The sequence below is a fragment of the Anabaena sp. UHCC 0399 genome, assembly GCF_034931465.1.
Lineage (GTDB): Bacteria > Cyanobacteriota > Cyanobacteriia > Cyanobacteriales > Nostocaceae > Trichormus > Trichormus minutissimus.
Map to the genome: position 1 here is coordinate 1 of NZ_JAYGGZ010000091.1, position 12,998 is coordinate 12,998.

16 protein-coding genes are annotated in these 12,998 nt (G+C 38.9%); 11 read left to right on the forward strand and 5 right to left on the reverse strand.

From position 1 onward, the window contains the following. A partial coding sequence (locus VB693_RS28140) for a hypothetical protein (protein ID WP_323269139.1) occupies positions 1 to 1,066 on the forward strand: 1,066 nt, incomplete at its 5' end. Between the two features lie 95 nt (positions 1,067 to 1,161). Here the strand turns inward: VB693_RS28140 and VB693_RS28145 are convergent. Both VB693_RS28145 and VB693_RS28150 read right to left on the reverse strand, forming a co-directional pair. Next, a complete protein-coding gene (locus tag VB693_RS28145) occupies positions 1,162 to 1,695 on the reverse strand; it encodes a GNAT family N-acetyltransferase (RefSeq protein ID WP_323269140.1) in 534 nt (177 codons plus the stop codon). A 19-nt stretch (positions 1,696 to 1,714) separates the two neighbouring features. After that, on the reverse strand, positions 1,715 to 2,473 hold the full coding sequence (locus VB693_RS28150) for a hypothetical protein (RefSeq protein WP_323269141.1): 759 nt from the start codon (positions 2,471 to 2,473) through the stop codon (positions 1,715 to 1,717). Between the two features lie 143 nt (positions 2,474 to 2,616). On the opposite strand from VB693_RS28150, the gene VB693_RS28155 reads away from it, so the two are divergent. The 5 genes from VB693_RS28155 (at position 2,617) to VB693_RS28175 (ending at position 6,777) form a co-directional block, all read left to right on the forward strand. Continuing rightward, positions 2,617 to 2,913 (forward strand): hypothetical protein, encoded by a 297-nt coding sequence (locus tag VB693_RS28155; RefSeq protein ID WP_323269142.1) that lies wholly within the window; start codon positions 2,617 to 2,619, stop codon positions 2,911 to 2,913. A 140-nt stretch (positions 2,914 to 3,053) separates the two neighbouring features. Further along, positions 3,054 to 3,974: a DUF4351 domain-containing protein gene (locus VB693_RS28160; protein ID WP_323269143.1), complete on the forward strand. Its 921-nt coding sequence runs from the start codon at positions 3,054 to 3,056 to the stop codon at positions 3,972 to 3,974. Positions 3,975 to 4,426: 452 nt separating this feature from the next. Further along, positions 4,427 to 5,002 (forward strand): fasciclin domain-containing protein, encoded by a 576-nt coding sequence (locus VB693_RS28165; RefSeq protein ID WP_242039304.1) that lies wholly within the window; start codon positions 4,427 to 4,429, stop codon positions 5,000 to 5,002. Between the two features lie 117 nt (positions 5,003 to 5,119). Further along, positions 5,120 to 5,929 carry an SDR family oxidoreductase gene (locus VB693_RS28170; RefSeq protein WP_323269144.1) on the forward strand — a complete coding sequence of 270 codons (810 nt, stop codon included), beginning with the start codon at positions 5,120 to 5,122 and terminating at the stop codon, positions 5,927 to 5,929. Positions 5,930 to 6,204: 275 nt separating this feature from the next. Beyond that, the gene (locus VB693_RS28175; RefSeq protein WP_323269145.1) at positions 6,205 to 6,777 is read left to right on the forward strand and encodes a RidA family protein; all 573 of its coding nucleotides are present in this window, start codon (positions 6,205 to 6,207) and stop codon (positions 6,775 to 6,777) included. Here VB693_RS28175 and VB693_RS28180 read toward each other — a convergent pair. Continuing rightward, positions 6,774 to 6,935, reverse strand: a complete 162-nt coding sequence (locus VB693_RS28180) for a hypothetical protein (protein WP_323269146.1) — start codon at positions 6,933 to 6,935, stop codon at positions 6,774 to 6,776. The two genes, VB693_RS28175 and VB693_RS28180, sit on opposite strands and share 4 nt — an antisense overlap. A 293-nt stretch (positions 6,936 to 7,228) precedes the next feature. On the opposite strand from VB693_RS28180, the gene VB693_RS28185 reads away from it, so the two are divergent. Beyond that, positions 7,229 to 7,906 (forward strand): response regulator transcription factor, encoded by a 678-nt coding sequence (locus VB693_RS28185; RefSeq protein WP_323269147.1) that lies wholly within the window; start codon positions 7,229 to 7,231, stop codon positions 7,904 to 7,906. A gap of 76 nt (positions 7,907 to 7,982) precedes the next feature. Here VB693_RS28185 and VB693_RS28190 read toward each other — a convergent pair whose 3' ends face one another. Continuing rightward, positions 7,983 to 8,621, reverse strand: a complete 639-nt coding sequence (locus VB693_RS28190) for a hypothetical protein (RefSeq protein ID WP_323269148.1) — start codon at positions 8,619 to 8,621, stop codon at positions 7,983 to 7,985. Positions 8,622 to 8,794: 173 nt separating this feature from the next. On the opposite strand from VB693_RS28190, the gene VB693_RS28195 reads away from it, so the two are divergent. From VB693_RS28195 to VB693_RS28210, 4 genes are all read left to right on the forward strand, one after another. Next, positions 8,795 to 10,072, forward strand: a complete 1,278-nt coding sequence (locus VB693_RS28195) for a HAMP domain-containing sensor histidine kinase (RefSeq protein ID WP_323269149.1) — start codon at positions 8,795 to 8,797, stop codon at positions 10,070 to 10,072. 256 nt (positions 10,073 to 10,328) lie between these two features. Next, entirely contained in the window at positions 10,329 to 10,994 is a 666-nt protein-coding gene (locus VB693_RS28200; protein ID WP_323269150.1) for a hypothetical protein, read from the forward strand. 35 nt (positions 10,995 to 11,029) lie between these two features. Further along, positions 11,030 to 11,476: a rhomboid family intramembrane serine protease gene (locus VB693_RS28205; RefSeq protein ID WP_323269151.1), complete on the forward strand. Its 447-nt coding sequence runs from the start codon at positions 11,030 to 11,032 to the stop codon at positions 11,474 to 11,476. A 239-nt stretch (positions 11,477 to 11,715) separates the two neighbouring features. Further along, positions 11,716 to 12,684, forward strand: a complete 969-nt coding sequence (locus VB693_RS28210) for an SDR family oxidoreductase (protein WP_323269152.1) — start codon at positions 11,716 to 11,718, stop codon at positions 12,682 to 12,684. A 107-nt stretch (positions 12,685 to 12,791) separates the two neighbouring features. Here the strand turns inward: VB693_RS28210 and VB693_RS28215 are convergent, their stop codons facing one another. Further along, positions 12,792 to 12,926 (reverse strand): hypothetical protein, encoded by a 135-nt coding sequence (locus tag VB693_RS28215; protein ID WP_323269153.1) that lies wholly within the window; start codon positions 12,924 to 12,926, stop codon positions 12,792 to 12,794. Positions 12,927 to 12,998 lie beyond the last annotated feature (72 nt).

A 12,998-nucleotide genomic window follows, 5' to 3' on the forward strand; every position in this document is an offset into this window, starting at 1 on the left:
GAATCAAAGTGCTACTTTAGGCAAAATTAAACATGAAATGCGCTTACGTACTAATGAACAATTTGCGAGAGAAGCATTTACTATATTTTGGAGTCCAGCTTATTTATCTGAGCGGGGTTGGCAATCGGAAATCAACTTTTTTAATTCTCAAATTAGACCTTTAATTCAAAGGAATTATTATCGTGAAATTGGCAGATTTGGCAACTTTATCAATCGGTTTTGGTGGATTGATTTACCGTTTGTAATTATTTTTGCTTTAGACTTTTTCGCCCGTACTTTTTATATTAGTCGCCGCGATCGCTCCTTAAGCTGGTTAGAAGCAATACTACGGCGATGGTACGATGTATTTTTGCTGCTACCCTTTTGGCGTTGGTTACGAGTAATTCCCGTCACCATTCGTCTTTATCAGGCCGATTTACTTAATCTTGAGCCTTTGCGATCGCAACTTAATCATGATTTTGCAGTGAGCTTTGCACAGGAAATCACTGAGATGGTAGGTATTCAATTAATTGACCAGATGCAAGATACCATTCGTCAGGGTGACTTAGCACGCTGGTTATTTCATCCTGAAACCCGTAAGCCTTACATTCAAGTTAATGAAAGGAACGAAGCCAAAGCTATAGCTACTCGTTTAGTCAACGTCAGTATCTATGATGTTTTACCTCAAGTCCAGCCTGACTTAGAAGCCTTGCTACATCACAGTATTGCTAGCACCTTCCAAGAATCTCCAATTTACCAAAAAATACAAAAGATACCTGGTCTAAATCACTTACCGCATCAACTAACAGAAAATCTAGCTCGTGATTTATCTCATTCAGCTTATAAAAATCTGATCAAGGCTATGTCAGACCCAGTTGCAGCAGAACTCACCTCTCGTCTCATGACAAATTTTCGTGATGCGTTAGAGCTGGAGTTGCAGAAAAAGCATAACATTCAGGAATTGCAATTTTTACTGATAGATATGCTAGAAGAAATTAAAATTAACTACGTCAAAGGTATTACTTCTTCTGGAGTAGAAAAAATATTAGCAGAAGCACACCAAATTCATCAAATTATTTATAGGTAACAACAAGATTCTAATAATAGACAGTAGCTAGAACAACGCTTTACTGTGGATAAATTAATTTTATTTTCCTAAAAAAGCCGCACTCATTTTAATTTTTATACCTTAAAAAGATGAATGCCGTAAACAAAATTGATATGTTCAGTGTAAACTATTGATTTTCTAATTATTTCTTTAATCCTGTAAAAATTTACTACCCATCCAAGAGAGTGCCAGTAGAAATTAAACCTATATTGACTAACTATTGTTGGCAAATCTAATAAGCTATGAAATAATAAAAAATTTAAATCTTCCATCATTTTGATAACCATTCTATTAGCACTTATCGTATATACATTCTTGTGTCTTATCTCAGCATCCTTGTATGCTTCATAAAATAATAACTTGCCAATACCTTTACCTCGAAATTCCTCAAATACAAATAAGGCTGCTATTTTAGACCAATGTTCATGAAAATCATAATTCAAACAGACTCCTAGCATTTTACCGTCCTCATTCTCAGCTACTATTATATGTTCTGCATCCATCCACTCTGTTAAGGAATAACCTATAATATTAGGCGTTAGCTTGATTTCTCTAATCAGTAACTCTGCTTCAGATTGTGTAATTTTTCTTTTACAAATTTTAATCATAATTTAAAGTGATTTAGAACTAAAATTTAAATATGATGTATATAGTATGCAGAAAACAGATTATACAAACTGTCAAAAATAAAATATTTGTCATTAAAATTTTCTTTAATAAATTGAAAGTGCTATATTGATTTCCAATTTCATTAAAAACAAAATTAAAATTTAATAAAACACCAATCGTGTCCTCCAAGTTTTTTTGATATGCTAATAATCCCCACAAAATTAACACAATTGTAGGTGTCATAAACCCGAATATACAAAATAATTGCGTCCAGAGATATGCACTATTTGACAATGTACTTCTACTGAAGGTTGCATCAAAATAAATTAAAATTAAAATGCCTAATAGTAAATTGAGAGGGCGTTTGATTTTTCCAGAAAAATCCCAATATATTTGTTTTAATTGTTCAATAATTTCATTTTGAGTAGTTACATTAAGTATATTTGAAGTTTGTTTTATTTTATTTGTTATTTGAGTTAGGTAGTTTTTATATTTCCGTATTCTGATACTGAGCTGATTACAATCTTCTATAACTACGTGTATACTTAAGCCAGATAGAGGAACACCTATAACAATAAAGTTAATTAAAGCGTAAGGAAAATAACATATATAAGGTAGTAGGTACTGATTGAAATATTCTTTGGTAGTTACTTGATTATCTCCTAAAAGTTGATGTGGTCCATACCAAAAGTGATGGAATAGCAACATTAGAAAAAATATAAATCCTACAAAATATATTACTCTACGTCTTAAATATAGTTTTTTTTCTTGAATCAATTGAATTGTTTCTTCACTAAACTCGGAACAAATTACATATACTTCTAATGTCAAGAAGAAGCAGATACGTATACACTCAAGTATAGCCCCTATATTATTACTATTATATGCTTGATTCCAAGGTTTACTTTCAACAACTATGTATGAAAAGCTTAAACGATAATGCAGCAGATATCGTTAAATATACTTTTGGTGATGGAACGGATACCATTTATCAGTTTGTGCGTGGTGTCGGTGGTGATCAATTACAATTCACAGACATTGCTAAAATTGATGTAGTCAAATCAGGAACAAGTACACAACTAAGAATCGGTGATGGTCTTGCTGGTAATACAGGCTTTGGTACAGGTCAATTATTAGCCACCATATCAGGTACATCTGGCTTTATTAGTAGTGATGTAAATGTTAATTTATTCGGAGCTAATTTTTTATTCACTTAATAAAATCTCATTAGTTACTTCACATCAAAAAACTAAGCGATCGCCCTCCGTTATCTATTGATTTGGAGGGCGATGTCTACGACGGGCAAAGCCTACGCTTTGGTAAAATACCATCAATTCCCATTGCCCAAGTTAAATGAATGACAAGATTCATCCATGACCAATTCTCCAAAGACTACTTAGAAGAACTACTAAAACCATTCGGAACAGTCCAAGCACCAAGTCGAGTAGCAGCAGAAGTCAAAGAAATAGACGTATTATTCACACCAACTCCCACACCAACAGCTAATCTAGAAACATTAGGCCTATTGGGAAAAATGGCGACAACACCAGCCATATTTGAACCCTTCCGCAACCCCGCATCCATAGACGAAATTAGCGATTGTATCTCCAAACTATCAGAAATAAAAAGCGCAATGCAGCGAGAAGCAAAGCGCAATCAAACCAAAATACCAACAGCAGAAATTCCCCAACTGTGGATACTCACACCCACCGCGTCCAAAAATATCATCTCAGGGTATGGTGGGCAACTAAAATCAAACTGGGGAGATGGAGTATACTTTTTAGCAACATATTTCCGCACAGCCATAGTTGTCATTCATCAGTTACCATCTACCCAAGAAACACTATGGCTGAGAATATTAGGGCGTGGTAGAGTTCAGCAACAAGCAATTGATGAATTAGTCGCACTACCAACCAATCACCCCTTTGGTCGAGCCACGCTAGAATTACTTTATAGTCTGCAACAAAATTTGAGAATCAATCAGAACACAGAAACAGAAGATCGGGAGTTAGTGATGAGATTAGCACCACTGTATCAAGAAGACAGAGAACGAGCTAGACAAGAAGGCTTACAACAAGGTGTGCAGCAAGGAGAACAACAGCTAATTTTGCGGTTATTAAATCGACGACTGGGAAATATAGATATATCTTTAATTGAACAAGTACAAAGATTATCTATTGAGCAGCTAGAAGCACTGGGAGAAGCATTACTAGATTTTGCCACAGTTGCAGATTTAGAAACTTGGTTCAGCCAACAACAAGAAATTAACAACCAATAAATTAATTATCAAATATTAGAAATAATTTGACGAGCGATCGCCCTACAGAACTATCAAGGATATCTGAGAGCGATTGCCCTCCGTAATCACCCACAATCTTTTTTACTATTAATAACACAAAGCCACATAAAAACTACACTCTTCCTTGGAACTATATTTGCTTTTACTGTGGGATTTAACGCTACACGAGTTATTGCAGCACCATCTAATTCAGAAAACCATCCCAAAGTCTTAAATGGCTACCTCAATTAACTGATGTATCTATTATCAATCTCGCCAATAATCCGCTCTCTGCTGAAAATTATTTTTGATTTTTGATTTTTAATTGCCGCTAAGTGACCGTCACATTCTATTCACATTTCCTGCCCAACATAAAAGGGCAATTAAACAAACAGTTGGCTCTCTAAAGAATCATGGTGAAGCATATCAAGACTAAAACTTGTGCTGCAAGTATGAAAAAGTTTGCGAACTTTGCCGCAAGTATTCTGTTACTGCCAGTTTTTGCTGCTTGTACGCCCAACGATACTGCTCAAGTACCGCCTACTCCTATTGCTACTGCACCACCTGTTGCTGATGTCACGCCTGAGCCTGTCACCCCTGATGCAACGGTGAATGAAAGCATTCCAGATGTTGTCAAAGCTAATCCTTCATTGAAAACACTGTCCAGTCTGATTGATCAAGCAAATTTAAGAGATAAGTTAAATGATGCTGGCCCTTACACCTTATTTGCACCTTCAGACCAGGCCTTTGCCGCAGTTCCAGAGGAGACAAGAGCGCGACTATTAAAACCAGAAAACCGTGAACTTCTCACACAGGTTTTAACTTATCACGTTGTTCCAGGCAATCTTACTGCTAATCAACTTCGGTCACAAGAGGTGAAAAGTCTTGCTAATAACCCACTAAATATTCAAGTCGATCAAGACCAAGTGAGAGTCAATGATGCTCGTGTCACACAGCCTGATATTAAAGCCAGCAATGGTGTCATCCATATAATTGACCAAGTGCTTCTACCGCCAATGACTCAATAGACATCTCCGACAAAAAATTTAGAGACGTAGCAATGCTACGTCTCTAAATTTTTTGGATAACGCATATTTCATTTATGGAGATGTCTAATAGAAAACTGACACATACAGGGAAATACGATGAAAGGATTAAAAGGTAAAAATGCTTTGATTACAGGTGCAAGTTCGGGTATCGGACAAGCGATCGCCATTCGTCTTGCTCAAGAAGGCTGTAATATTGCCATTAATTACCGCAAAAGTCCCGAAGCTGCGGAAAATACCGAAGAAATGGCAATGCAAAAAGCCTGTGGAGATGTGGAAAATTGTGGTGTTAAGTCTCTACTGATACAAGGTGATGTCTCTCAAGAATCAGACATCGTGGAAATGGTTAATACCGTGGTTGATAAGTTGGGCAGTCTTGATATTCTAGTCAACAATGCCGGAATCCAGACTGAATGTCCATCCCACGAAGTCAAGACCGCAGACTTTGATCGGGTAATAGCGGTCAATTTACGGGGTGCTTACCTATGCACCCGTGAAACAATCAAACACTTCCTCTCCCGAAATCAGCCGGGAAACATCATTAATATTTCTAGCGTTCACGAAATTATTCCCCGCCCGATGTATGTCAGCTACTCCATTAGCAAAGGCGGGATGGAAAACATGACCAAAACTCTGGCGTTGGAGTATGCAAACCGAGGTATTCGAGTAAATGCGATCGCACCAGGCGCAACCATCACTCCCATAAATGAAGATTGGGTTAACGACCCAGAAAAGAAAGCTGTTGTAGAAAGTCACATCCCAATGGGTCGGGCGGGAACTTCACAAGAAATGGCCGCAGCCGTAGCTTTTTTAGCTTCTGATGAAGCCGCATACATTACTGGACAAACATTATGTATTGATGGTGGATTGACACTGTACGCAGACTTCCGAGAAGTTTGGTCAGCTTGAGACGTATTAAACATCGACCGAATTTAATTATGCGTTGCCCGAAATCCTTAGTAGGCACAATCCCCTACGGCTACATGAATTGTGCCTACATCATTCTGGGAAATTTACACAATTTCATCATGTAATTTTTGAATTGTTAATTTAGTATTTTGAATCGATAATTTTACGTAATTATACCGTAATTAGTCTATTAAGTAGTGCTTTTTTACCCCAAATAGATACATAATAGAACCAAGTATGAGCAAAAAGATACAACTCATATTTAAGGATGTTGAATGACTCAACGTATTACCAGTGCTGTAAATTCATTAGTAACAAAAATATCGCGCCGAAACGCACTTTTGTTGCTTGGGGGTAGCGGGTTAGGTACGACTTTTGTGATAGGAACGCAAAAGGAAGTGCTTGCTAAAGATAAAAAAGATGTGCAATTAGTTAACCCACCAACATTATATAATGCCCCTCAAAATGGCTATAGTCATGTAGCTATTACGCCGCCCAGGACGAGAACCGTCTATATTTCCGGTCAATTTGGTTCGGATTTGCAAGGAAATCTTGTGTCTAATGACTTTGAAGAGCAGTTAGTTAAGGCTTTTGAGAACCTTCGCTTCGCCTTAGCATCCGTTGGTGCAAGACCAAATGATGTCCTAAAAACTACTGTTCTCATAGTAGATCACACTCAAGATAAATTGATCCCGTTAGGACGTGAAATTGGGAATTTGTGGGGTAATAATCCACCAGCAAACACTCTTATTCCCGTACCTAGGCTTGCACTTGACGGTATGTTGTTTGAGATTGATGCTTATGCTGTGATTCCAGAACAAGGTAATGGAAGACTTATTCCTTATTAAACCTGTGTGAGTCGGTAGAGACATTGCAGTGCAACGTCTCTACCGGCATTATTATTTTGGCAAATTATCTTATCCGAACCGTATTGGGTGCTGAGTTGTGTTAGCAGGGCGTTGAGCAGCGTGCTGAGTAAAGTATAAAGTACGGGCTGACGCGCCACTCTGCTAACAGCATTTTTAACAGGACTTACGCAAAAACTCTCTCAAACCCTTATTTCTCTGTGTTCTCTGCGTCTCTGTGGTATGCGCTACGCGAACGTTATTCCGTAATTTGTGCGTAAGTCCTATTTAACTCAGCACTTTTTTTTATCTTTAGCTAAAACCGACAGAAAAACCTAGATCATCCACCATCTGCATGAGAATATTACTGATGGAAGAGAGGAAATAGGTTAAGTTTTCATACCATAAGTAATGAGGCTAGTAATTTTATTGACGTTGATTGGCAAAAATTTGTATGCGAATCTTACTGGTAGAAGACGACTCAGAACAATTAGAACCATTGCAGGGTGTACTGTCGGAAGCCGGATACATTGTAGATGGAGTTGAAGATGGAGAAACTGCACAGTGGCTATTGTCGAAAAAAGAGTACGATTTGTTGATTTTGGACTGGATGTTGCCCACAATTAGCGGATTAAGTCTTTGTCATCAGTATCGGCTTCTAGGCAAAACTACACCCGTGCTGATGCTCACAGCCAAGGATACCACGCCAGACAAAGTTACAGCCTTAGATGCGGGAGCAGATGATTATATTGTCAAACCGGCTGATTTAGTGGAACTCTTGGCGCGGGTACGCGCCTTAGGGAGGCGTTCTCCCCACTGGGTAGGAGATATTCTTAGTGTTGCAGATTTACAACTGCACCTAAATTACTTGACTGTTGAACGCAATCAGAAAAGTGTGGAATTATCACCGCGCGAAGCTCAATTGCTAGAATACTTAATACGTCACCGTAATCAAATATTAACCCGTGAACAGATTGAAGAAGGTTTGTGGCAATGGGGTTCAGAGCCAGAAAGTAACGCATTAACTGTACTAGTACGCAAGTTACGTCATCGCTTGCAGTTAGTTGGTGCGGCTGATTGGATTAAAACAATCTATGGTATGGGTTACAGTCTCAAAACACCAGAGAATTAATTCGTCACAATGCTCCGCCCAGCTATGCCGCAGGCTTTACGCAATTCGTAATTAATTATAATGGGCTTATATTGGGCTAATTTTTTACCCGATAGCTGACTAATATCCTGACATTTTCACGAGAAAGCCCCAGTTCTTGAACTATCATAGCTTTTACATTGCTTAATTCTGTAACTGGAAATTCAAATTCTAACTTTTTTAGTATAGAGTTAGTAATATTAACCTCAACTTTTGTAAAGCCCCGTTCTTTTTCAATCTCAGCCAGAATTCCTAGCACTTGAAAAGTAGAACGAAGTTGCATTTGTGTATTAGGTTGCAGACTGGCTATTTCTCCAGACAGTCCTAACTCTTCAGCAAGAGTAGCTTTTACTTTACTTAATTCTGTGACTGGAATCTTGAATGTTAATTTTTTAAGTACAGAGTTTGCTACCATAAATTTAAATTCGGTGAAACTCTGCTCTTTTTCAATTTTAATTTCGGTTAGTACCACATTAGCTGCTAGTCGTATTCTTAATGTTTGTGTATCAGCTTGGAGCTTATCTAGTGTATGGTAAGAACGACTTAATAGTATGTTTGTTAATGATTCACCACCAAGTCCAAAAGCTATTAGAATCAGTGGTAGAGGTAGCAAATATTCAATCTTTAAAGAATGTAATTTTTCTAACAAGTAAGGCAAAAACATATATATTAATCCGCTTTGATTTTTATTAGACAACTAATACCGCACAAAATGGTCAATCTAAAATCCCCAAGCCCCGCACCCTTGTAGTCGGGGTCAATCCAAAATTGCAAATCCGTCTTGAAAAGTTTCCTACGGTGGGAAACCCGCCTACAGAACTTTCCGCAAAATCCAAAATTGATTGACTTTCATGTAGCGTTACTAGTCTCATGTTTTACCGTAGTCGTAGCAATCTAGCCTTGTGGTTTACCCTAACGATGGGTAGTATTTTGGTAGCTTTTTCAGGGTTACTTTACTACCAAACGGTATTAAACAATCTGGAGAATCTCGATCGCTTACTTTACAAAAAATCCAGGGTTATGGCGGTAAACGTGAAGTACGATCTGGGTAATCAACAGCTCGACCTAGAAAACGTGCCGCTTTTAGGAAATAAAGTACCACCATTGGGTACTGAACTCGTATATGCCCGTTGGTATGATACTAGAGGGCAACTAGTGCAATTTTTCGGTACTATTCCAGAGCCACAGGTTACAGCAACTCCAGGATTTAAGACTCTCAAGACTAGGTTTTACTCGTCAAAAGAAATACTCCCTGTGATCTGGCTTCGTCAATTAACGCTTCCCGTATACCAGGATAGTTTGTTCATCGGTTATCTCCAAGTGGCAACGCCGCTAGCACCAACGCAAGATGACCTGGCTCAGTTACGGCTGGTTTTGCTGTTGATAGTACCAGCAACTTTAGGGGTAATCGGTTTAGCTGGGTGGTGTTTGGGAGGTCTAGCAATGCGGCCAATTCGAGACAGTTATGACCAGCTACAACGTTTCACCTCTGATGCTTCCCATGAATTGCGATCGCCTCTTTCGGCAATTACGAGCAATGCTCAATATGGCTTATTGTCTAAATCTAACAATATTGAGGCGCAACGTCAGATATTCGGGAAGATTGTTGATGTCACCAAGTCAATGAATACTCTGGTGAACAATCTGCTATTTCTGGCGCGTCATGCTGGTCAATTATCTCCTGAATATTTACAAGACGTTGACTTAAAGACTGAGCTTCTACAGATAGCAGATGAATATGCAACACAAGAGGCTGCACAACATCTCAATCTAACTTACACTTTACCAACTACCAGTGTGACTGTACTGGGTGATGCTGACTTGCTGCGTCAAGCAGTAGTGAATTTGCTCGATAATGCCTGCAAATACACTCCGGCTGGTGGTCATGTTCACTTGCGGCTTTTTATCCAGTCATATTGGGCTGTGATTGAAGTCATGGACGATGGTATTGGTATCCCCAAAGCTGATTTGCCGCATATCTTCGAGCGGTTTTATCGGGTGGATAAAAAGCGCACGCGTAAAACCGGTGGATATGGTTTAGGGTTATCTATTGTCCAACAAATTGTTTCTGCACATACTGGTCATATTAGTGTCAAAAGTTTAGTTGATCAGGGGTCTACTTTTCAAATTTTTTTACCCCTTAAGTAGTCAAAGGTGATAGGTGACAGGTGAACAAATCTAAAATTATCAACTATCAAAAGGTTGAAGTTAATTATTAAATATTTTATACCCAAAGAATGACACATTCACAATGTAGAGAAATAGACTAATTTTCAAGCTCGAATTTATAAGTTTTAAATATGTTTTTTAGAAAAAATAATAGTGGACATTGAATATTTGTCACTTTCTAATCACATTTGTTGTCAAAAATTAAAAATAACAGGATGAAAAGGAAGGAATATTTATGAATACAACTTTTTTCCAGGGTAATTTTACTCTGCTAACTCTGGCTACTGTGACTATTATTGGTAATATCTTGCCAGCTAGTGCTGAAAATACAAACTCCACTTCTGCTAATACTCTGACAAATCAGCCAGCATCAGTAAATGAAACACCTGCGAATGCTCACACTTCTGCATCTGACTTGATGATAGATTCAACACAACCTTCCTCAATCCGTCAATCTGAGCCTGAGAAGGTAGCACAAACTTTTGAGCCTGGTAGAGCCACACGTTCGGGTTCTAGCTATATTGGTGTGGCTGGTAATATTGGCTTGAGTGGCGATACACGGGTAGGCGAAAGTTCATTTGCTGTAATTAGTAAAATCGGACTGACACGAAATTTATCTGCACGTCCTGCGGCTTTAGTTGGGGATAACACAGTTGTTCTTGTGCCAATTACTGTAGATTTTCCCACAGAAAATTTGGAATTTACTCAACTGAATGTAGCACCTTATATTGGCGGTGGCATTGCAGTTTCTACAGGTAGAGATAGCACTTTAGGGGCATTAATTTCTGGTGGTGTAGATGTACCTGTAACTCCACAAATAACAGCAACAGGTGGGGTGAACGTGAGTTTTATTGATCGAACTGATGTCGGAATTTTATTAGGTGTTGGCTACAATTTCTAAGTATTTTCAAGTCACAATTATCAGAAACAACTACTGTGGTTCCTCTCCGAGATAACAACCCGACAACAATTAACCCGTATGTTACCTACGGGTTAATTATCACAAATATTCTGGTTTTCCTTTATCAACTAAACCTGACACCGCAACAATTACAAAGGTTTTTTTCACAAAATTCGACGATTCCTTCTTTGGGTGCTAGTGGTGCTATAGCTGGAGTTTTAGGTGCATATATTCTTCGTTTCCCAAGAGCGCAAGTTCTGACTTTAATTCCCTTGGGATTTATCTGGACTACTATCCGAATTCCCGCCTTTTTCTTTCTGGGGTTTTGGTTTATCCAACAAGCTTTTTATAGTATCGCCAGTTTACAGGCTCGCTCTAATATTGGCATGGAAGGTGGGGGAATCGCTTATTGGGCGCACGCAGGAGGCTTTGTCTTTGGGGTAATTCTTGCTCCTCTATTTGGCTTGTTTAAGCGTCGCTAGAAAATTTAAATCAAAATATTGTTATGGCCTAGTATTTACTGATGAGAATTTGTATCTTAGCCTCAATCACAAATATTTAATGAACTTCTATCTAAAGACAGTAATAAAAAAGAGATAAATAATTAAAAATTAAAACTTACTATTCGGAAAATAGAAATAATAGCAACCTAGGTGAAAAATCCAGCTTAAAAAATAGCAATCATCAAATAGAGTGAAAATTTGCTGAAGGAGAAAAGAATATGCCACGACCTATACACAGTTCAGTCATTGTCATTACAGGTGCATCAAGCGGCATCGGACGAGCTACAGCGTTGGAGTTCGCTAAACAACGGGCAACATTACTCTTAGCTGCAAGGCGTGAAGGTGCTTTACGGGAAGTTGCTCAAGAGTGCGAACAGCTAGGTGCAAGAGCTGTGGCAGTGCGAACAGATGTTACATTTGAATCAGATGTGCAAGCACTAGCACGCCGCGCCATTGAATCCTTTGGGCGGTTGGATGTGTGGGTGAATAATGCCGCCGTCAGTTTATTTGCGCGGTTTGAAAATGCACCGATGGAAACCTTTCGGCGAGTAATTGAGACTAATTTATTTGGTTACATTCACGGTGCGCGTGCTGCCCTACCCTACTTTAGAGAACAAGGTAACGGTAACTTGATTAATGTTTCTTCAGTTGTCGGCGTAACCGGTCAACCATACACAATACCCTACACCATCAGCAAGTATGCAATTCGCGGACTCTCCGATTCCCTACGGATGGAATTGTATCTAGATCATGCACCCGATATTCATGTCTGCACCGTATTACCTGGTTCTATTGATACACCCATATTCCAACACGCAGCCAATTACACAGGTCGCCAAACCAAAGCCATGACACCTGTATATTCTGCCAGAGAAGTTGCTGAAGCGATCGCCGGATTAGTCGAAAGACCACAAAGAGAAATCGTCGTTGGTCAAGCCGTCTACTTAGCACTTTTACAGAAAACCTTAGCCCCCGATGTCTTTGAGCGCATGATGGCAACGCAAGTAGATAAAGACCACTTTCAAGATTACAAACCAGCCCCCCAGACCCATGGCAACGTATTCGAGGCAATGGAAGACTATACAGGCATCAGTGGTAATTGGTTAGTTCAAGATGGCATGACTAATCAACATATCTGGGATATGGCAAAGGACGCAGCCCAAAAAATTGGCTTACCAATTTCTTAAGACCAAGTGAGGAGTAGTTGTAGTGGACTGTTTCATAAATCGGCGTTGCTGAATCGAGGGATGGTAATAACTTGATCAAATTGCTCCCTCTACCTACCCTGCTTACCTCAATTCATCCCACTGTTATGCAACGCCAACAACAGAATAACTGCAAGTGCTACTTTTTGCCTATCTTTTAGAGAAAGCGATCGAGGCACTAAGTTCTGAACTAAATCATCGCCCAGATTGGGTAGAAGTGCCACTCAAACTTATTCTCCAAAGCTGATCTGAACCCTATCGATTTTAATCAGCAGGTTCGTAGTAAGGACTTTAGG